This window comes from Microbulbifer mixtoriginis (SeqCode) (genome assembly GCF_052467235.1).
This window is the reverse complement of sequence record NZ_CP174305.1, coordinates 2194032-2213539: the sequence shown is the minus strand read 5'-3', so window position 1 is coordinate 2213539 and position 19508 is coordinate 2194032. Positions and strand designations below refer to the sequence as shown.

At 53.1% G+C, this 19508-nt stretch carries 17 protein-coding genes; 13 read left to right on the top strand and 4 right to left on the bottom strand.

Translation table 11 applies throughout. The annotated features are described in order from the left end of the window. The first annotated feature begins 63 nt into the window (after nucleotides 1-63). From glmU to ACJJIO_RS09705, 9 genes are all read left to right on the top strand, one after another. The gene (gene glmU, locus ACJJIO_RS09745) at nucleotides 64-1425 is read left to right on the top strand and encodes a bifunctional UDP-N-acetylglucosamine diphosphorylase/glucosamine-1-phosphate N-acetyltransferase GlmU (protein ID WP_444885939.1); all 1362 of its coding nucleotides are present in this window, start codon (nucleotides 64-66) and stop codon (nucleotides 1423-1425) included. Between the two features lie 126 nt (nucleotides 1426-1551). After that, complete coding sequence (gene pdhA, locus ACJJIO_RS09740; protein ID WP_444910870.1) at nucleotides 1552-2643, top strand: pyruvate dehydrogenase (acetyl-transferring) E1 component subunit alpha; 1092 nt, start codon at nucleotides 1552-1554, stop codon at nucleotides 2641-2643. Next, nucleotides 2643-3638 carry an alpha-ketoacid dehydrogenase subunit beta gene (locus ACJJIO_RS09735; RefSeq protein WP_444910869.1) on the top strand — a complete coding sequence of 332 codons (996 nt, stop codon included), beginning with the start codon at nucleotides 2643-2645 and terminating at the stop codon, nucleotides 3636-3638. Before pdhA ends, ACJJIO_RS09735 begins: the two co-directional genes overlap by 1 nt. Beyond that, nucleotides 3635-4906, top strand: coding sequence for a dihydrolipoamide acetyltransferase family protein (locus ACJJIO_RS09730; RefSeq protein WP_444910868.1), 1272 nt, complete (start codon nucleotides 3635-3637; stop codon nucleotides 4904-4906). The genes ACJJIO_RS09735 and ACJJIO_RS09730 overlap by 4 nt, the downstream gene beginning before the upstream one ends. Before the next feature lie 114 nt (nucleotides 4907-5020). Beyond that, nucleotides 5021-5797: a DeoR/GlpR family DNA-binding transcription regulator gene (locus tag ACJJIO_RS09725; protein WP_444883238.1), complete on the top strand. Its 777-nt coding sequence runs from the start codon at nucleotides 5021-5023 to the stop codon at nucleotides 5795-5797. A gap of 43 nt (nucleotides 5798-5840) precedes the next feature. After that, entirely contained in the window at nucleotides 5841-7670 is a 1830-nt protein-coding gene (gene glmS, locus ACJJIO_RS09720; RefSeq protein ID WP_444910867.1) for a glutamine--fructose-6-phosphate transaminase (isomerizing), read from the top strand. A 23-nt stretch (nucleotides 7671-7693) separates the two neighbouring features. After that, a complete protein-coding gene (locus ACJJIO_RS09715; RefSeq protein ID WP_444910866.1) occupies nucleotides 7694-8542 on the top strand; it encodes an alpha/beta fold hydrolase in 849 nt (282 codons plus the stop codon). Between the two features lie 556 nt (nucleotides 8543-9098). Continuing rightward, complete coding sequence (locus tag ACJJIO_RS09710) at nucleotides 9099-10718, top strand: Na+/H+ antiporter (RefSeq protein ID WP_444889009.1); 1620 nt, start codon at nucleotides 9099-9101, stop codon at nucleotides 10716-10718. Between the two features lie 41 nt (nucleotides 10719-10759). After that, nucleotides 10760-11122, top strand: coding sequence for a cupin domain-containing protein (locus ACJJIO_RS09705; protein WP_444910865.1), 363 nt, complete (start codon nucleotides 10760-10762; stop codon nucleotides 11120-11122). A 117-nt stretch (nucleotides 11123-11239) separates the two neighbouring features. On the opposite strand, the gene ACJJIO_RS09700 is transcribed toward ACJJIO_RS09705, so the two are convergent. Together ACJJIO_RS09700 and ACJJIO_RS09695 are read right to left on the bottom strand one after the other, a co-directional pair. Then, nucleotides 11240-13096, bottom strand: a complete 1857-nt coding sequence (locus ACJJIO_RS09700; protein WP_444899451.1) for a monovalent cation:proton antiporter-2 (CPA2) family protein — start codon at nucleotides 13094-13096, stop codon at nucleotides 11240-11242. A 13-nt stretch (nucleotides 13097-13109) separates the two neighbouring features. Continuing rightward, nucleotides 13110-14417, bottom strand: coding sequence for a cation:proton antiporter (locus ACJJIO_RS09695; RefSeq protein WP_444899452.1), 1308 nt, complete (start codon nucleotides 14415-14417; stop codon nucleotides 13110-13112). 442 nt (nucleotides 14418-14859) lie between these two features. Between ACJJIO_RS09695 and ACJJIO_RS09690 the strand changes: the two genes are divergently transcribed. Next, nucleotides 14860-15258 (top strand): DoxX family protein, encoded by a 399-nt coding sequence (locus ACJJIO_RS09690; RefSeq protein ID WP_252083931.1) that lies wholly within the window; start codon nucleotides 14860-14862, stop codon nucleotides 15256-15258. 65 nt (nucleotides 15259-15323) lie between these two features. After that, the gene (gstA, locus tag ACJJIO_RS09685; RefSeq protein WP_444883233.1) at nucleotides 15324-15923 is read left to right on the top strand and encodes a glutathione transferase GstA; all 600 of its coding nucleotides are present in this window, start codon (nucleotides 15324-15326) and stop codon (nucleotides 15921-15923) included. A 124-nt stretch (nucleotides 15924-16047) separates the two neighbouring features. Here the strand turns inward: gstA and ACJJIO_RS09680 are convergent, their stop codons facing one another. Further along, a complete protein-coding gene (locus ACJJIO_RS09680) occupies nucleotides 16048-17040 on the bottom strand; it encodes a helix-turn-helix domain-containing protein (protein WP_444910864.1) in 993 nt (330 codons plus the stop codon). Nucleotides 17041-17173: 133 nt separating this feature from the next. Between ACJJIO_RS09680 and ACJJIO_RS09675 the strand changes: the two genes are divergently transcribed. Then, a complete protein-coding gene (locus ACJJIO_RS09675) occupies nucleotides 17174-17587 on the top strand; it encodes a rhodanese-like domain-containing protein (RefSeq protein WP_444887604.1) in 414 nt (137 codons plus the stop codon). A 90-nt stretch (nucleotides 17588-17677) separates the two neighbouring features. Then, nucleotides 17678-18127 carry a GNAT family N-acetyltransferase gene (locus ACJJIO_RS09670; protein ID WP_444910863.1) on the top strand — a complete coding sequence of 150 codons (450 nt, stop codon included), beginning with the start codon at nucleotides 17678-17680 and terminating at the stop codon, nucleotides 18125-18127. Nucleotides 18128-18184: 57 nt separating this feature from the next. Here the strand turns inward: ACJJIO_RS09670 and ACJJIO_RS09665 are convergent, their stop codons facing one another. Then, nucleotides 18185-19444 (bottom strand): multidrug effflux MFS transporter, encoded by a 1260-nt coding sequence (locus ACJJIO_RS09665; RefSeq protein WP_444910862.1) that lies wholly within the window; start codon nucleotides 19442-19444, stop codon nucleotides 18185-18187. Between the last annotated feature and the right edge of the window lie 64 nt (nucleotides 19445-19508).

Below are 19508 nucleotides of genomic sequence, written 5' to 3'. Positions count from 1 at the left end.
TTAGTGAGGGCTAGTGGCCACAATGTTGCCAAATTTAAGGAATTAGTGAGATTTCAAACCATTATGACTATCGACGTAGTGATTTTGGCTGCGGGCAAAGGTTCCCGTATGCGATCGGACCTGCCCAAAGTGCTGCACCCGATTGGCGGAATTCCCATGTTGGGACATGTCATTGAGACGGCGCGACAGTTGCAGGGGGTTGAAATTACCGTGGTTGTCGGACACGGCGCTGACCAGGTACGTCAGCGCTTTGCCGATAGTGGTGTGAAGTTTGTTGAGCAGACGGAACAGCTGGGCACCGGCCACGCTGTGGCACAGGCTATCCCTCAGTTCCGCGAGGGTGCCACCGTGTTGGTACTTTATGGTGATGTGCCATTGGTCAGGGCGGGAACTTTACAGTCCCTGCTGTCGGCTGCGGATCATGGCCCAGCCCTGCTCTCGGTAGAAATGGCCAATCCGGCCGGTTATGGGCGCATAGTGCGCGATACGTCGGGTCGGGTGCGGGCGATTGTAGAAGAGAAAGATGCGGATGCCGATACACTGGCTATCAGTGAGGTGAACACAGGTATCCTGGCGGCGCCGGCAGATCTGCTGGCTCGTTGGTTACCTGAGTTGTCTTGTGAGAATGCCCAGGGCGAGTATTACCTGACCGATGTCATCGCACGTTCTGTGAGTGAGGAGATCGCGGTGACGGGCGAGCGTGCCAGTGACACGCTGGAAGTCGCCGGAGTCAACAGCCGCGCCCAGCAGGCTCAGATGGAGCGGGCCTTACAGCATACCCGCGCAGTGGCACTGATGAATGCCGGTGTCACTTTGCTCGATCCAGCCCGGATCGACATCCGTGGCAGCCTCGAATGCGATACCGATGTATCCATTGATATCAACTGTATCTTCGAAGGTGAGGTCTCACTGGGCAAGGGAGTACAGATTGGCCCCAATTGCCTGCTAAAAGATTGCCGTCTCGCGGATGGTACCCGTGTAGAGGCCAATTCTGTCATTGAAGGTGCCCATGTGGGTGAAGCTTGTACCATCGGTCCTTTTGCTCGCCTGCGCCCTGGCACCGAGCTGGCTGACGGAGCCAAGGTGGGTAACTTTGTAGAGACTAAAAAGGCCAAGGTGGGAGTCGGTAGCAAGATTAATCACCTCTCCTATGTGGGGGATTCAGTTGTGGGTGAGTCTGTGAATATCGGTGCCGGCACCATCACCTGTAATTACGATGGTGTGAATAAGTCCCTCACTGAAATTGGTGACGGCGCCTTTATTGGTTCCAATACCGCTCTGGTTGCTCCGGTGAAAGTTGGCAGTGGTGCCACCATAGGAGCGGGCTCCACCATTACCCGGGAGGTGGGTAGTGAAGAGCTGGCCGTGGCGCGGGGCAAGCAACGCAATATCACCGGTTGGGAACGTCCCATTAAGCGAAATTAGTTTTTACCCTTCCTAAAAGGGGAAACCCGCTGGAAAATCGAATTCCGGCGGGATTTCACTCCTCCCACCCGGTGGGATACCTCCTTTCCATTAAACTTGCGCTTCGGGAACAAAAGGAATGGCCCGATGCACAAGCCTAGAATGCAGCTGCTCGCCAGCTTTGATATCGCCTCTCTACAGTACCTGGATGAGTCAGGACAAACTACGCAGGCGCTACCCGATTTCGCTACCCCGGATACTCTGGTTGCCCTATACCGGCAGATGACCCTGGCGCGTATGGTCGATGATCGCGCGGTGAAGATGCAGCGCACCGGTCAACTTGGTACCTACCCGTCCAGCCTCGGGCAGGAAGCGATCGGTGTGGGGGTCGGTGCCGCCATGGCAAAAGAAGACGTCTACTGCCCCAATTACCGGGAAACCGGTGCCCTTTTGGAGCGCGGTGTGCGTATAGAGGAAATCTACGCTATTTGGGGAGGAGATGAACGCGGCCAGAACTATCGCCACGTATGCGAGGATCTACCGCTAAGCGTACCTATTGCCACGCAAATGTTGCATGGGGCCGGCGTTGCCTTTGCGCTCAAATATAAACAGGAGCAGCTGGGGGAGCCCATACGTGCGGCGGTTACAAGTGGCGGTGACGGCGCCACTTCCAAGGGAGATTTCTATGAGGCGATCAACCTAGCGGGGGACTGGAAGTTGCCGCTGGTGGTGGTGATCAATAACAACCAGTGGGCCATCTCCCTACCCCGTTCTGGGCAGACTGCTTGTAAGACCCTCGCGCAGAAGGCAATCGCCGCCGGTATCCCCAGTTTACAGGTTGATGGCAACGATGTGATCGCTGTGTATCAGGCCGTGTTGGAGGCGCTGCAACTGGCCCATGAAGGTGGCGGGCCTTCATTGATTGAGGCGGTGACTTATCGTCTGTGCGATCACACCACTGCGGATGATGCCAGCCGCTACCAACCACAAGAGGGCGTCAAAGAAGCTTGGGGTAGGGAGCCGCTCAGGCGGTTGAGAATTTATTTGGAGAGCCTGGGTATCTGGGGCGATTCACAGGAAGAGGAATTACAGCGGGAGTTGAAGGAGATACTGGAGGAGGCAGTGCGGGTGTATCGGCAAACTCCTCGCGATAAGTCTACGGCTATTTTCGATCACCTCTATGGAACCTTGCCCGAGGCCTTTATCGAGCAATACCAACAATTGCAGGGGGACAGCTGATGGCGCAAATTACCCTGGTAGAAGCGATTACCCAGGCGCTAGCTTTCGAAATGCAGAGAGACCCCAAGGTGGTTGTTTTCGGTGAGGATGTGGGACTGAACGGCGGCGTTTTTCGTGCTACCGATGGCCTGCAGGCGCGTTTTGGCCATGAACGGGTACTGGATACTCCGCTGGCGGAAAATATGATTGCCGGGATTGCGATTGGTATGGCGGTGCAGGGCCTGCGACCGGTGGCAGAATTTCAGTTTATGGGGTTTATCTATCCCGGTCTCGATCAGATCCTCAGCCATGCCGCGCGCTATCGCAATCGCACTCGCGGCCGTCTCTCCTGCCCGATTGTCTACCGGGCCCCCTATGGAGGCGGAATCCATGCACCAGAGCATCATTCGGAGAGCACTGAGGCACTGTTCGCCCATATTCCCGGATTGCGCTTAGTGGTGCCCTCTTCTCCGGCGCGGGCCTATGGATTGTTACTGGCGGCGATCCGCGATCCAGACCCGGTTGTCTTTCTCGAACCCAAGAGGATCTACCGTGCGGTGCGCCAGGAAGTCGTCGACAATGGTGAGGCTCTGCCGCTGGACCGTGCCTTTGTCTTGCGAGAGGGCAGTGATATCACCTTGATCGCCTGGGGAGCTTCGCTGAAGGAGACTCTGCAGGTTGCCGAGCAGCTCTCCACTGAAGGCATCGAAGCGGAGGTGATCGATCTCGCCACTCTAAAACCCCTGGATATTCACACCATTATTGATTCTTTGGAGAAAACCCACCGCTGTGTCTTGATACATGAAGCCGCGCGTTTTTGTGGTCTGGGTGCGGAGGTGGCTTCACAGATCAATGAATATGCCTTTGACCTATTGCATGCACCGGTACAAAGAGTAACGGGGTTCGATACGGTGATGCCCTATTACCAGCTTGAAGATATCTACCTACCCGGTGTGCCGCGAATTATGACGGCGGTGCGCGAAGTGCTCGAATACGCAAATGGAGGGGTGGCATGAAAATTTTTACCCTGCCCGACCTCGGTGAGGGGTTGCCGGATGCAGTAGTGCGGGAATGGCATGTGCACGAAGGAGATGAAATTGCCGCCCACGAAAGCCTGGTAACCGTTGAGACCGCCAAGGCTCTGGTAGAAGTTCCAGCTCCTTGGGGAGGCAGAATAGAAAAGCTGTTTGCAGAGCCGGATCAAACCGTCAATGTGGGTGAGCCCTTAGTGGGCTTTGTCGCTGAAGGCAGTAACCAAGAGACATCGCAATCAACAGTGCCTGCTGAAGCTTCTTCCCCCAAAGAGTCTGTCATTCAGGAAGAACCTGAAAAGGAACAAGTGTGCGGCGCATCGGCACCTAGTCGTTCGCGGGCCGACAGTGGAACGGTGGTTGGGAAGCTCGAACAGAGTGAAGATGTCCTCGGCGCCGAGCAGGGCCTTACTGAGGGGCCTAAACGGCTGGCAACACCTTCGGTTCGTGCTCTAGCTCGGCGCCTGGGGGTGAATTTGGAACAGCTCTCCACGGACGGGGGACTGATCACAGCTGCGCAGGTGCGCTCTGCCGCGGGGGCAAAATTTAGTGCCGCAGAAATAGCTACCGATCAAGCTGAGCAAAATACAAGGAAGCCTTTGCCTGAGAGGGATTTGGTAAAAGCTCAAGAGCCTGGGGAAATTATGTCCCCGGCGCGGCGTGCCATGGGCCTGTCCATGAGCCGTGCTAGGGACCAGGTGGCGCAGATTACTCTATGTGATGATGCGGATATCTCCAGCTGGTGGGGCAGCGAACCGGCATTATTGAGACTGATTCGCGCTGTGCAGTCTGCCTGTGCTGCGGAGCCTACCCTCAATGCGTATTTCCAAGATGATCAGCTGTCTCCTCAACAGCCCGTCAATATCGGATTGGCGGTAGATTCCCCGCGAGGCCTATATGTCCCTGTGCTCAAAGATGTAGCCACGCGATCAGATGAATCACTGATGGCCCAGGTGGCCGACTTCAAGCATCAGGCCAGGGAGACCGGAATCGCCCAGAGCGATTTGCAGGGCGCAACGATTCTCTTGTCCAACTTTGGTGCTATTGCCGGGCGCTATGCGACACCCGTTGTATTGCCCCCTACGGTGGCTATTGTCGGTGCGGGCAGGGTTTGCCAAGGAGTCGTCGTCATAGACCGTTGGCCGGCTATCCGGCCACTGTTGCCGCTTTCTATTAGTGCTGATCATCGAGCGGTGACCGGCGGTGAACTGGCGCGCTTTCTCCAGGCGATGCTAGCCGCGCTTTCCACCTGAGTAGCGGCATCATTTCTGCTGTTTCCCTGTTGGGCCTCTGCCTTTTTGAAATTCCTGTGGGAATTTATCTTTCACTTTGCTATCTTTAAGTTTCGAAATGAAAGTTAGCAAGTTATGTCGAAACGCAATACCCAACAACGCCGCCATGGGATTATGAGTCTTTTGAATGAAACTGGGGAGGCCAGTGTCGAAGATTTAGCAAGGCGTTTCGAAACTTCAGAAGTTACGATTCGAAAGGATCTTACTGCGATGGAAAACCACGGTTTGCTGCTGCGTCGCCGTGGTGGTGCCATACCGGTACCGCGGGAATTGGTTGTAGAGGAAGGGCCATCGGAAGTGAAGCGCGCCATTGGCCGCACTGCGGCGGCCTTGATTCCCGACCACCATCGCATCGTGATTGATTACGGCCGCACGACTGCGGCGATGATCCCCGAGCTGGAATCAAAGCGCGGTCTGGTGGTTATGACCAACTCGCTGCATGTGGCCAATGCCCTGCGGGAACTGGAAAACGAGCCAACCCTGTTAATGACAGGCGGCACCTGGGACCCCCACTTCGAGGCTTTTCAAGGCAAGGTGGCGGAACAGGTTTTGCGCGATTACGACTTTGACAGAGCGTTTATTGGTGCGGATGGCATAGATCTGGAGCGAGGCACTTGTACTTTTAACGAGCAAATAGGCCTATCCAGGGTGATGGCGCAAGTTGCTCGGGAAGTAGTGGTATTGGCGGAGTCCAGCAAGGTTGGCAGGCGTATTCCCAACCTGGAGCTATCCTGGTCAAAAGTCGATGTACTGGTGACAGACTCTGGTCTGGAAGAGAGTGCGCGCGAGCAATTGCAAGATTTGGGGGTGCGGGTGATTTGCGCATCGCCAAAGTCAGTTGCAGGCGACTAACGAAAGAACAAACAAAAATTTTAGGATTTGAGAGGAGATCGGTATGTGTGGGATTGTTGGGGCACTGGCCCAGCGCAATGTAACGGGTATTCTTCTCGAGGGCCTGCGCCGCTTGGAGTACCGCGGTTACGATTCTGCGGGCGTCTGCCTTCGCGATAATGAAGGCCAGCTACAGTTGCGCAAGAGTTTGGGTAAGGTTGTAGACCTGGAGGCCAAGCTGCAGGTCGATCCCACTGAGGGCCATCAAGGCATTGCCCACACACGCTGGGCTACCCATGGAGTGCCTTCCGATGAAAACGCCCATCCCCATATGTCTGAACATATCACCCTGGTGCACAACGGGATTATTGAGAATCACCAGGCTCTGCGCGAGGAGCTACAGGCCAAGGGCTATGAATTCGCCTCCGATACCGATACCGAAGTGGTGGTTCACCTGATTCACTCCCTGAGCACAGAGGGCCTGGACGTGGTGGATGCGGTTAGCAAGGCGACCAAGATGCTGGAGGGTGCCTACGCCCTCGCCGTGATCAGCAGAGAGGAGCCAGAGGTCCTGGCTTGTGCGCGCTACGGTAGCCCCTTGGTCTTGGGCGTTGGCATTGAGGAGAACTTTATCGCCTCAGACCCGATGGCACTGCGCCAGGTAACCGATCGTTTTATCTTCCTCGAAGAGGGGGATGTGGCGGAAGTGCGTCGCAGTGGGATTTCCATTCGCAATAAGCAAGGTGAAGAAGTGAGCCATCCGGTGCATAAGCTGGATAGGGGCCACGACGTTGCCGACAAGGGGCGCTATCGCCACTATATGCAGAAGGAAATCTTCGAGCAGCCGGAGGTTGTGGCGGCGACTTTGGCCGGACGCATTGGAGAGCATTCGGTATTGTCCCAGGCGCTGGGTAGCCGCGCCCAGGAAATCCTGCCCCAGGTAGAGCAGGTACAGATCGTCGCCTGCGGTACCAGCTACCACGCGGGAATGGTGGCGCGCTATTGGCTGGAGGACTGGGCGGGAGTGCCTTGCTCCGTGGAGGTGGCCAGTGAGATTCGCTACCGCAAGACTGTTGTTCGTCCGGGTACTTTGTTCGTGACTATTTCTCAGTCCGGCGAAACTGCGGATACCCTGGCAGCTCTGCGTCAGGCCAAAAAACTTGGCTACCTGGGTTTTATGACGATTTGCAATGTGCCCAACAGTTCTCTGGTGCGTGAGTCTGAACTTTCGCTGATGACGGAAGCGGGCCCGGAAATTGGTGTGGCCTCTACCAAAGCCTTCACCACCCAATTGGTGGCCCTGCAGTTATTCAGTATTGCGTTGGCCAAGGCCAACGGCCTCCCCAGTGAGCGTGAGGCGGAACTAGTTAGTGCGCTACATCAGCTGCCGAAGCTGATGGAAGAGTTCACCGGCCTCGATGCACTGGTTCAACATACCAGTGAGGCTTTTGCGGAGAAGAATCATGCGTTGTTCCTCGGCCGTGGTGTCGAGTTTCCTATCGCCCTTGAAGGTGCATTAAAGCTTAAGGAAATCTCTTATATCCACGCAGAAGCCTATCCGGCAGGTGAGCTCAAGCACGGCCCGCTGGCACTGGTAGATGCGGATATGCCTGTAATTGTTGTGGCCCCCAATGACGAGCTGTTGGAAAAGCTTAAGTCCAACTTGCAGGAAGTGCGTGCGCGCGGTGGACAGCTGTTTGTCTTTGCTAGCCCCAAGGCCGGCTTCACCAGCGAGCAAGGAATTACCGTAGTGGAAGTGCCGGACTCCCCAGAAAGTTTGGCACCTATCCTCTATACCGTGCCCCTGCAGTTGCTCAGCTATCATGTGGCGTTGCTGAAAGGTACCGATGTTGATCAGCCTAGGAACCTGGCTAAGTCGGTGACGGTAGAGTAACTCTCCAAGGCCATGGATGGCTTATGAACAAATCCACGCAGCGCTTTAGCTTTACCACGTCGGATGGGGTAAAGCTCAGCTATCTGTGTGCCGGGACTGGTCCGACCCTACTGATACTGCACGGTTGGTCTCAAGGGGCGGCCCTGTTCAAGCATCAACTTGCCGGTTTATGTGATCGCTACCGAGTCATTGCTCTCGATATGCGCGGCCACGGTCAGTCAGAAAAACCCTTGTATGGCTACCGTATTGCCCGCTTGGCGAAGGACTTACAGGAGTTGATCACAGCCCTGGACCCGGCCCCTCTCTATCTACTTGGCCACTCGGCCGGTGCTTCGGTGATCTGGAATTACCTGGAGATATTTGGCGATACGCGAGTTTCCAAACTGATTTTTATTGATGAACCCGCCGCCTTACTTGCCCAGCCTTATTGGTCTGAACAAGAGCGTTTGCAGGCCGGTGCAATCCTCACTGCCAAACAGCTCTTCCAGTTTACCGGTCAACTGCGTAGCTCCCAGGGCGAGCAGGCAACCCGTGACATTTTGATGTCAATGGTGACTCCGGCAATGACACAGGATCAGAGGGAAGAGCTGGTTGGGGTCAATTTGCAGTTCCCGCGCGCTCTGGCGGCGCGCCTGTTTATTGACAATGTTACTCGCGATTGGCGGGATTTTATCCCCAGAATTGAAAAACCCACTTTGATCGCCTTCGGCCGTGCCAGCCCTCACCCAGTAGAGTGCCAGCAATGGATTCATCAACAAATTAAAGGTTCTAGGTTGGAGATTATCGAGGCTGCAGATGGAGGCAGCCATTTCCTATTTCTTGAAGCACCACAGAGGTTTAATCGGTTGCTGTGTGATTTTCTCGCCAGTTAGTCGGGTTTAAATAGAGGCCTGTTGATATTTTTCTGGCTGGATGGATTATTATCCGCTGGTTTTCCACAGGTACTCTGTTACCTGGTCTGCGTTCTTTTTCGGTGGGTAAGATAGGGAGTGTTAATAACAGGTTGGAGTTTTAAAATTTACCCTACGGCAGCAGGTGGCTGTTGATGTGGATAAGTATTTTTTAAAAAATCCAACTTTCCCAAAATTATGCAGAAGGAACTCTAATTTATGAGAAAGACCTTAGGTTATTAATAATCTTTCCCTATTTTTAATGAACTCTCTCTAGAGAGTATCTCTCTACCGATGCCAGAGGTGCCTATTCGAAATTAATTGTTAGGTTTACAGCGTTTCGGTTAACTCTTTTCCCTCTTGTGGGGATCTTTGTTTCTTAAAGCGTCTGTGATTTTGCTTTGGCGCTAAAGCCAACACTTTGAATGACTTTGTGAAGCCTCGGTAATCCTCTTTCCTATACTGGCGGAATGGCTGACCTGTTAAGTCGGGTTGAAAATTGCAGTGCCGCAGTCTTTCAAAGGAATATGAGTGGGCGATGCACTATCTCGTTGTTGCTCTGCTGTTATTGCTGGTAGTGGCGCTCAGCCTGATTGTCGCTAGAGTTTTGCCTTTTCCTGTTCCCTTGCCTCTTATTCAAATTTTAGGCGGTGTTCTTCTCGGCGCCGTGTTCGGCATAAAAATACCATTAGACCCAGAAATATTTTTTCTGCTTTTTATTCCACCTTTGCTTTTTTTGGCTGGCTGGCGCATTCCCAAGGGTGCTCTTTTCAGAGATCTAGGTTCGATAATTACCTTGGCTGTAGGGCTGGTAATATTTACCGTATTTGGCATGGGGTTTTTTATCGCTTGGTTGTTGCCGATTATGCCGATCGCCATGGCATTTGCACTAGCAGCAATACTTGCCCCCACGGACCCTGTGGCCGTATCGGTTGTGCAGGGCACCAATAATATTCCCCCAAGGCTTGAGCATATTCTTGCTGGAGAATCATTATTTAATGATGCCTCTGGGCTCGATATCTTTCGTATTGCTTTGGCTGCGGCGATGACTGGCAGTTTTTCTTTTCCACAGGCCGTAACCGGTTTTTTTTGGGTTGCCATAGGAGGGGTTGCCATTGGTGCGGGGGTGGCATTTATCTGTGGCTATCTGTTGCGCTGGTTGGTGTACCTTCGCGGTGAGGATACGGCGATCCAGATTTTGGTAAGCTTATTGGTTCCTTTTGCCGCCTACCAAGCCGGTCAAAGTGTAGGTGTGTCGGGAATTCTTGCTGCTGCAAGTGCGGGAATTGCCACTCATTACACCAGCTTGCATGGTTCAGAAAAATCCGCTACACGGATGGACCGTAGAGCAGTTTGGAATACCGTACAAACTGTGCTCGATGGCATTATCTTCGTGCTGCTGGGGGAACAGCTGGTGCGCCTTATCGATGTAGATTCGAGTTGGGCTCAGGATATTGGATTAGGTTGGATTGTATTGTATGTCCTGGCAATTTCTTTTGTTCTTTTGATGCTGCGTTTTATCTGGGTTTGGGTATCGCTTTATCTCTCGCGCTTTCGCCGCAACCTTCCCTCTCTCTCTACTCAATTTGCTCTGGTCAGTGTGTTGAGCGTGGCTGGTGTGCGTGGGGCTATCACTCTTGCTGGTGCATTTTCAATGCCTCTGTTAATGCCTGATGGCAAACCATTGCCTGGCCGTGAAGCATCTATAGCGATAGCTATGGGGGTAATTCTGATTTCATTATTGGTTGCCAGTATTTTCCTACCATTTCTTCTTAGGCGCTTACCGGATACGCCCAGTCTTGCGGCGATTGGCGATGAAAAGGGAGCAAGGGTTTCTGCCGCAAAGGCCGCGGAACATCGTCTGATCAATTTGCGCAAAGAAATAGATGTACACTGGAAAAATAAAGAGATTGCCTACGAGGCGATCGATCACCTGTTGGAGATATACCGTCGGCGCATAAACATCGGTGATGATGAAGCGGGCGAGACGGTATGGTTGAGGGCACGGGTGGAACGCCGTTTTCGTCTGGCGGCATTGGCCGCAGAGCGACAGCGTCTTTTGGAACTCCGTGTGAGCCGGGAGATTGATGATGAGTTGCACAGAAAATTAGTGCTCGAAGTTGATCTGATAGAGGCCAGTATTTTGTCTAAGGAATAGAGGTTTTCCCGGATCAATATTCGCAATAGGTTGGGAAAGGTATGAAGTATATAGAGCTGCTAAGTGTTGATGGCGTATCTACCTTTAAAGAGCGGAAAATAATCCAGAAGAACCATCAGCCACTTGGGGATTATTCTGATCCCTATCAGGTGCGGCAAATATATTTTCGCGAGTTCGATGAGCATCAGATTTTTGATTGGCACTGCGCGCCACGAGAGCAGTTTATTTTTTATCTGGAAGGTGAGGTGAAAATAACGACCAGCTCTGGCGAACAGCATATTTTTAGAGCTGGCGATATTTTATTAGCCAAGGATTTGTGTGGAGAGGGACATGTGAGTGAAACTCTGATACCAGGTCGGGCTGTGATCGCTGTGCTCGATCACAGCTCCGCAGTTGGCCACTAAGTCGCACTCAACCACATTGCGCTCAAAAGTTTGCGCCGTCAGCCAATATCTTAATCTGGGTAAAAGCTATCTTGGCGCTATGTTCCTAAGTCTTTGATCGGCACAGGCAGTGGCCAATTAAGACCTTTCGGTCTCCACTTTCGCCTCTTCCCAGTAATGGTCCAGATGCAGGTCCCTATCGCGGCGGTCTTCTTGTAGAGCCTGCAAGAGTTGTTCACGATAGATACGGCTTTGCGCGATGTGCTGTGCCTCATCGCGCCAGTAGGGAAACAGTGCCTCCAGCATACGCTGGTCGTGCTGTTTAAACTTGCGTGCAGCGCGGCGCGCTTGCAAGGGGCTGAGTCCCAACAGCTCCAGGGCCTTCTCACCAATTGCCAAGGCGGGATCGACGGTCTCGCGAAAAATATATTTTACCCCGGCTTCCATCAGCGCGTATTGGTGCATACGGCTACGCGCCCGCGCGAGAATCTTTAAGTGCGGAAAGTGTTTTTGCAGCTGCGCGATGATCTCCAAAGATGCGGCCTGATCACTCAAGGTGAGTATCACCAGGCGTGCCTGGGCGGCGCCGGCGGCGCGCAGTAGGTCTTCCCGCGTGGCATCACCGTAATAGGCCTCGATACCATAGCGACGAACCAAATCCAGCTGTTCGGCGTTGCGCTCCAGTAGGGTGGTGCTAAAACCACAGGCATTGAGCAGGCGTCCGGCAATCTGGCCGAAACGGCCGTAACCGATGATGATGACCGGTGAATTGGAATCCAGCGGTGGTTCGTGTTCGACTGCCTGTGGGGCTTCCGGGCCGATAAGAAAACGCGGCTGAATAAACCTTTCAAATACCAGTAACAGAATCGGTGTGAGCGCCATAGTCAGGGCGATCAGTGCTACCAATAAGCTGCTGGCTTCGGCGTCGAGTACTTGGATTTGAGTGGAAAAGGACACCAAAACGAAGCCAAATTCTCCCGCCTGGGCCAGGGATAGAGCGAATAACCAATCTTCGCCCTTGGACATGCGCAGAAACCTTGCCAATAAGAACAGAACGCCAAATTTCACTACTACCAGGGCTACTACCAGGCCAAACAACAGCAGTGGGTTTTGCGCGATCTGCGCAAAGTTCAGGCTGGCGCCTACGGCGATAAAGAAAAGTCCCAGTAACAATCCCTTGAACGGTTCAATATCTGCCTCCAGCTCGTGGCGAAACTCACTCTCCGCCAACAGTACTCCGGCGAGGAAAGTACCCAGAGCCGGTGAGAGGTCGAGCCAGCTCATTACCGCCGCTGCAGCGAAGACAATCAGCAGAGCAGTAACGGTAAACATTTCGCGTACCTGGCTGCCAGCTACCAGGCGTAACAGCGGTCCCAGCAGATAGCGGCCGGTGATAGCGAAGGCTGCGATGGTGGCAATAACTGCAGCGGCATATCCCCATCCCTCCAAGCCGCTGGCGTGGGATTCGGCGGTAGTACCCGCGAGCAATGGCAGCAGGGCGAGAATGGGGATTACAGCGATATCCTGGAGTAACAGCACCGCAAAGGCACTGCGCCCGCCTTGAGTTTTGAGAAGCCCTTTTTCATTGAGGGACTGTAAGACGATAGCGGTGGAGGACAGGGCCAGAATCAAACCGATCGCTACGCCGGTGCGCCAGCTCATATCGAATAACCACAGCGCAATTGCCGCCACTGCAGCAGCGGTCAGGAGCAGCTGCGCGCTGCCGGTGCCGAGGATGGCGCCGCGCATTTGCCACAACTTTTTAGGTTGCATCTCCAGGCCGATCAAAAACAGCATCAACGCTACGCCGAATTCGGCCACATGCATTTCATCGCTGGCATCCCCCACCAGGCCCAGTGCGCTGGGTCCAATGGCCACCCCGGCCAGTAGGTATCCGAGTACGGAACCCAGGCCCAGGCGTGTGGCGATAGGCACAGCGATAACCGCGGCCCCCATAAAGATGACGGCTTCAACAAGGAAGTTAGAGTGTTCCATTGATCGATTATCGCTAGTTAGCAGTGTGTTGCTGATCGCTGGCGGGCGCGCTTTCCGGTTCGGCAAATTCGCGACTGCGGCGTATTAATGGCGCTATGGTAGAGCCCTGCACCACAATAGAAAAGAGCACTACGCCATAGGTCATAACCACCCATAGGTAGCGCAGGTCCTGCCCCTGAACAAAAGCGCTGCCAGAGGGGATGGACATAGCCAGGGCCAGGGCCAGGCCGCCTTTGAGACCACCCCAGATCAATATCCGGTTGGTGTAAGGGTGGTAGCTGCGGCGCCTTTTCAGGTACAGGAAGGGCACCCCCACAGCCAGGACTCGTGCCATTAGTACGATGACAATTCCCGCCACCATTAGCAGGTAGTCCGCCGGGCGCAGATCGATAGTAATCAGGAACAGGCCCACCAACAGGAACAGCAGTCCGTTGAGGAAATCCTCGGTGATATTCCAGAAGTTATCCAGTTCGTGCTGGCTCACCCTGGAAAAGCCGCGCTCGCGGGTGAAGTTACCGATAATAATTCCGCTCACTACCATCGCCAGGGCACCGGAGACACCGAGGATATTGGCCAATGAGAATCCGGCAGTTGGAATGACCAGAGTGAGCAACAGCTCCAGGCTGTGGTCGTCGGTGCAGCAGATCAGCCAGTGGAACAGCCCACCGATAATCAGGCCTAGCAGAATTCCCCCAATCGCTTCCAGCACGAATAGCTCTGCCACTGCCGGTACAGTTGGTTGCCCCCCTTCGAAAGCCACCGCGTAAATTACCGCAAATACCACAATACCGAAGCCATCGTTGAACAGGGACTCCCCTTCCACCTGAATGGAAACCTGCTCCGGTGCCTTAAGGTTTTTCATAATGGCCAATACGGCGATGGGGTCGGTGGGGGAGATCAAGGCACCAAATAATAGACAGTAAATGAAGGCTACCGGCATATTGATCAACATGAGGAACCAATACAGCAGGCCGCCCACCGCAAAAGTGGAAATCAAAGTACCAACAATCGCCAGCAAGCCAATTTCCAGTTTTTGATTGCGTAATTCCAACAGGTCGATATGCAGACTGCCGGCGAAGAGCAGGAAGCCCAGCATTCCCTTGAGTAGGATGTCTTCCAGGTTAAGCAACGGCAGCAGTTGGTCGGCCCAGGTGCGCAACTCCACTACCCCCAATTTGCCCAGGCCGGTGACAATGAGCGACAAGGCCAGGGCCCCAGTGGTGATGGCAATTGTGGTTTGTGCACGCAGCACATACTGATTTAGGAAACCGAGAAAGACCGACACCGCGGCAAGAAAACAAAAGGTGTAATAGACTTCCATGCCGTGCGTGGACTCCAGGGATAAGAATTGCGGGGCCTTGCCCACCCCTTAAAAGCGATGCTTCTACGGGCGAAATTATCAGTTGCTGAGCGTGCCGTTAGTGTAGTCGCGCAGGGGCCCGCTCGAGTTTCCCTGACAGGGCTTTGGGCACAGGGGTGTCAGGTATGGATACCGCCGGCTGCGCCCTGGTTGGGGGCGCGCAATTGTAACGGCTCTTCAGTGCGGTACAACCGCATTTTCTATTTATATCCACAACAACTTTTCTGCGCCTGCCGAAACTGTCATTCGTTAATTTCCGCTTCGTCAGACTCTCAATTGCGGTGCAAGTTTCTCTTAGCGGAATACATTGCTGTCGGCATCGCCCCCATTTCGATATCGCTTCCCAACTACACTGGAGGCATCAGGTAGAGCCCAATGTAACAGTTAAAGAAGAGAGAAGGCCGTGGCACATCATCCCCTGTTATGTGATACCTCTAAACTTGTCGGGCGGGTATTAATGTCCCTGCTGTTTATCTTTGCCGGCTGGAATAAGATCGGCGGCTACAAAATGACGGAAGCCTTTATGGTTTCCATGGGAATCCCCGCCCTGTTACTCCCCTTAGTGATTATCGTAGAACTGGTCGGTGGCCTGGCGATATTGCTCGGATTCTTTACCCGCTTTTCCGCAGTGATTCTTTTTCTCTTCTGCCTGGCTAGTGCCTGGATGGTGCATTACTCACCAGGCGATCCCGCAGAGATGACCAGCTTTATGAAGAACATCACCATTGCTGGAGGCTACCTGATTCTCGCCTGCGCGGGTGCTGGGCGCTTCAGCCTAGATCACTGGATTCGCAAAAAATAGCGCCTTGTGAAGCCAGTAGGCGCCTATATTGCCCGATGCCGCACAGTCCACTCAGGAGGGTCACCGTGAAACTCTTTTATGCGCCAGGAGCCTGTTCTCTATCCCCACATATTGTCGCCCTGGAGGCGGGTATTGATCTCGAACTCTGCAAGGTGGATCTAAAGACGCATACCCTGGAAAACGGCGACGACTTTTATAGAGTTAATCCTAAGGGCTATGTACCAGTACTGCAGCTAGAGGGGGGCGAGTTACTCACAGAGGGCGTCGCTATTATGCAGTTTCTCGCCGAGCAAAAGCCCGATGCCGGTTTGGCGCCACCGTTGGGCACTTTGGACCATTACCGCTTGTTGGAGTGGTTGAATTTTATCAGTGCGGAGGTTCATAAATCTTTCTTGCCCCTGTTTTGGAAAGGCACTGAGGAAGAAAAGAAAAAAGCTCGGGAAAGGATTCTACGTCGCATAGACTATATTGAAGAGCAGCTACAGAACGACTATCTGTTGGGGAATTCTCTATCTGTCGTGGATGCGTATCTCTACCTGATAAACCGCTGGCTCAAGGTGCAGGATTTTGATATGACACGGTGGCCCAGGTTACAGGCTTTTCAGGAGCGTATGGCAGCGCGCCCGGCAGTTCAGCAGGCCTTGCAAGAGGAAAATCTCAGTTAGATTGAGGGCCCAAGAGTATATTACCGCCAAATAAACAGTGCACCAGCTCCGCTAGCGTTGGTCGAAGTTGTGGCTGTACTCACTGAAAGCATCTTATCTCGTTCAGGAATAGTCCTCGATTTATTTACTCCCTACACATATCTTCAGCCTTACCTGGACAGGCAAATTGTCGTTGGTACTGACCCGGAGAGATACCGAAAGTTTTACGGAAATGATGGCGAAGGGTTGCACTGCTCTCAAAACCAGAAACTTGTGCTGCATGATCAATGGTCTCACTGCCTGACTCCAGAGCTTTCTGCGCTACACGAAGCCGTTGTTGCGTTAACCATTCTTTAGGGGCCAGCCCCATGGATTGGCGAAATTTTCTATCGAAACTGCGACGAGAGAGATGCGCTTGTTTCGCCAAGTCGCCCACCATGATGGGTTTATCCAGGTTGGCAAGGGCCCAATCCAGTGCGCCCGCGAAATGATCGGGCCGCTTGGGAACTGGGGTCTCTACAAACTGGGCCTGTCCTCCCTGCCGATGAGGAGCCATCACCAGGCGCTTGGCTACAGAATTAGCCAATTCATAACCATGGCTACGCCGTAAATACTCTATTCCCAAATCTATTGCTGCTGAGCTTCCTGCAGAACAGGCCAATTTGTCCTGCCAGACATAAAGTACATCCCCTACATACTCTACTTTGGGGAATCGCTTTTTAAAGGTATTCGCATAGCGCCAATGAGTGGTGGCTTGCCTTCCATCCAGCAAACCAATTTCGGCAGGTAAAAATGCGCCAGAACAAAAAGTCAGAATTTGCCGGCGTTCCGCCGCAAAGGCTTCCACAGCAGCGTATACAGATTGTAGGGAGCAGTCCTTGGTTTGTGGTGTAGTCGGCCAGCTGGGTACGACTAACAAATCGTAATCCATCAGGCTGCTCACTTGTCTGCACTGTAGGGATACCCCCCCAAGCCCTAGCTGTGCCTTGGCAGTGAAGGAAACAACCTCTCCCTCATAGAGCGTATTGGTACAGGGGCGGGGTAAACAGAACAGTTCGGTCGCGCAGCCAAGTTCAAATAAGGCAACTTGGTGATGAACCAGAATCGCTACGCGCTTTGCTTTTCCCTTATCCATCATGCTGATTTCTCACTTCGATACCCAGGTTGGCTCAAATTTAACGCTATATGGCTTTTAAGCCAATCGTTAAATAAATAGCCAAAGAACAGAATACATACATGACAAAGAGTGAGTGTTAACCAAGGAGATAATTATGAGTTCTGCTGTAAGTCGTATTGCCCCAGCTAGCAGTCAAAAAGCCCTGCAACATTTCCAAGAACTGATGGCCTTTGAGACGGACTGCTGGGATGTTCATCATGCCCTAACCAATGGGCGCCAGGACTTTGTGCTGTTGGATGTTCGCGGTGAAGAAGCCTTTCGTCAGGGGCACATTTTGGGCGCTGAGTCCCTACCCTATCAGCACATCAATAAAGAGCTTGTATCTCGCTATCTAGATTCCACCTTGTTCGTCGTCTACTGCGCCGGGCCCCATTGCAATGCAACAGAGAAGGCTGCTGTCCGGTTGGCAAAATTAGGGCTTCCAGTGAAAAAAATGATTGGTGGTATAACCGGATGGATAGATGAAGGATTCAAACTGGTGGGAGAAAAGGAAACTATCAGCGCCTAAGGTCAAAGTGAGATTTTATCTCTCAAGACCGGAAATAAAGAGGGTGAAGATTGCACCCTCTACCAATCCATCAAATTTGGCAACAAATAAATGCTTATACGTAACGCAAAGCCTAGTGATATTCGCCAATTATTGGAGATGATGCGTGGGCTAGCTAAATTCGAAGGCTACTTAGATAAGTTCAAGGTTACTGAGGAAGAATTAAATAATCGGCTATTTAAGCGGGCAGACTTTCAATGTTTAGTGGCCGAAGACAGTGGAGTGGCTATTGGCTACCTGGTTTTTTATGCCCTTCCCTTTACCTACGATTTAACTCCCTGGCTGTGGATTAAAGAACTTTACGTAGTTGGTAACAAAGAGTATCGCCGTAAAGGAGTAGGAAGGGCATTGATGGGGTATTTAATAAAAGAGGCCTATGAGCGGGGTAGTGCCAAAATAAAGTGGGAAGTTCTTTCTACTAATGTAGATGCACAAGCTTTTTATCAGCAACTAGGTGGAGCTCTGGAACAGAAGTGGCAAATATGGTCCCTGAGTACTTAGCCAATATGGCCGGGCCGAAATACCCCCTTTTCAATAGATGAACACAAAACTGACTCTTCAACGCGGGGTAAAGCGCCTGGTGATTGGTATATCCGAGTCGATGGGTTTGCGTGCCTGAGCGATTACCAGAGTGGAGATCAGGGCCACTACCGCACATCCAAACATGGACGCGGCAATAGGAACCAGGGTGCCTGTGTGCAGGCTGCTGACCAATCCGCCCAGCACACCGCCAGTGATAAAAATTGTGGCGCCATACAGGGCGTTGGCGCTGCCGCTGATTTTGGGAAAAAACTCCAGATAACAGGCGGCGGCATTGGGCCCGGTAATACCGATACAGCTCATTACCAATACCAGCGGTACCATCCACAGAGTCAGCTCTTTAATACCGGTCAAAGTGCCGAGTAATAGCAAACCACAGCCGAGTATCTGCAGGGTGACGCCAGCCAATAAAATATTGCGCGGCTGGAACAGGTTGAGCAGGCGGATATTGACCTGCACCATGCAGATCAGCCCCAGAATACAGGCGCCAAAGAACAGCGGGAAGCGGCTCGGACTGACACTGAAGTAGTCCATAAAGACAAAGGGTGCGGTGGTGATATAGATAAACATCGAACCACTGACACAGGCCTGGGCGCCGAGAAAACCGAGGGCGCGGCGGTTGCGTAGCACCTGTCCATAAGTGGAAATCAGTGAAGCTAATGGCATCAACTGGCGCCGCGCGCGGGTAAAACGCGATACAGTTTCTGGTAACAGTAAGCGGACTAATAGCAGCATGGCAGCGGCGTACAGTAGCAGGAATACAAAAATACTCTGCCAGCCACCCACTGCCAGCAGAAGAGAGCCGATTACTGGAGCGATCAGGGGGGCGATCAGCATGATGGTACTGATCATAGAAATAATTTTGGCGGCTTCACGCCCACTGTGCAGATCGCGCACTATGGCGGCGCAAATCACCGTAGCAAAACCGCCCCCCACGGCCTGGAAAAAGCGCAGGATAATCAGTTGATCGACATGGTCGGCAAACAGGATCAGCAGCGAACTGACGATATAAATGCACAGGCCGATAGTGCCGACCAGTCGCCTGCCCCAGCGATCGGAGAGCGGGCCGCCGAAGAGCTGACCTAGGGCAAAACCCAGTAAAAAGCTGGAGACCGAATACTGCACCCGCTCCACTTCGGTATCGAGCGCACCGGCCATGGCCGGGATAGCCGGCAAGTAACTGTCGATGGAAAATGGCGTCAGGGAGACCAGCGCCGCTAGCCATACCACCAACCAGCGCGGTGCTTTTTGCTCAGCGGATAATGCGGTGGATGTCATGGAATTGCTCTGGAACGGCTAGGGGCACTTGTTGGCAGTGGCAGTAGATTGCCGGATACAGCAG

Excerpts from the sequence above, each read along its gene's own strand:
- ACJJIO_RS09670 (WP_444910863.1), top strand. The coding sequence starts at position 17,678 with ATGCTTATACGTAACGCAAAGCCTAGTGATATTCGCCAATTATTGGAG.
- ACJJIO_RS09675 (WP_444887604.1), top strand. The coding sequence starts at position 17,174 with ATGAGTTCTGCTGTAAGTCGTATTGCCCCAGCTAGCAGTCAAAAAGCC.
- ACJJIO_RS09695 (WP_444899452.1), bottom strand. The coding sequence starts at position 14,417 with ATGGAAGTCTATTACACCTTTTGTTTTCTTGCCGCGGTGTCGGTCTTT.
- glmU (WP_444885939.1), top strand. The coding sequence starts at position 64 with ATGACTATCGACGTAGTGATTTTGGCTGCGGGCAAAGGTTCCCGTATG.
- ACJJIO_RS09725 (WP_444883238.1), top strand. The coding sequence starts at position 5,021 with ATGTCGAAACGCAATACCCAACAACGCCGCCATGGGATTATGAGTCTT.
- ACJJIO_RS09710 (WP_444889009.1), top strand. The coding sequence starts at position 9,099 with ATGCACTATCTCGTTGTTGCTCTGCTGTTATTGCTGGTAGTGGCGCTC.
- ACJJIO_RS09715 (WP_444910866.1), top strand. The coding sequence starts at position 7,694 with ATGAACAAATCCACGCAGCGCTTTAGCTTTACCACGTCGGATGGGGTA.
- ACJJIO_RS09665 (WP_444910862.1), bottom strand. The coding sequence starts at position 19,444 with ATGACATCCACCGCATTATCCGCTGAGCAAAAAGCACCGCGCTGGTTG.
- ACJJIO_RS09705 (WP_444910865.1), top strand. The coding sequence starts at position 10,760 with ATGAAGTATATAGAGCTGCTAAGTGTTGATGGCGTATCTACCTTTAAA.
- ACJJIO_RS09700 (WP_444899451.1), bottom strand. The coding sequence starts at position 13,096 with ATGGAACACTCTAACTTCCTTGTTGAAGCCGTCATCTTTATGGGGGCC.
- ACJJIO_RS09680 (WP_444910864.1), bottom strand. The coding sequence starts at position 17,040 with ATGATGGATAAGGGAAAAGCAAAGCGCGTAGCGATTCTGGTTCATCAC.
- ACJJIO_RS09735 (WP_444910869.1), top strand. The coding sequence starts at position 2,643 with ATGGCGCAAATTACCCTGGTAGAAGCGATTACCCAGGCGCTAGCTTTC.
- ACJJIO_RS09730 (WP_444910868.1), top strand. The coding sequence starts at position 3,635 with ATGAAAATTTTTACCCTGCCCGACCTCGGTGAGGGGTTGCCGGATGCA.
- pdhA (WP_444910870.1), top strand. The coding sequence starts at position 1,552 with ATGCACAAGCCTAGAATGCAGCTGCTCGCCAGCTTTGATATCGCCTCT.
- glmS (WP_444910867.1), top strand. The coding sequence starts at position 5,841 with ATGTGTGGGATTGTTGGGGCACTGGCCCAGCGCAATGTAACGGGTATT.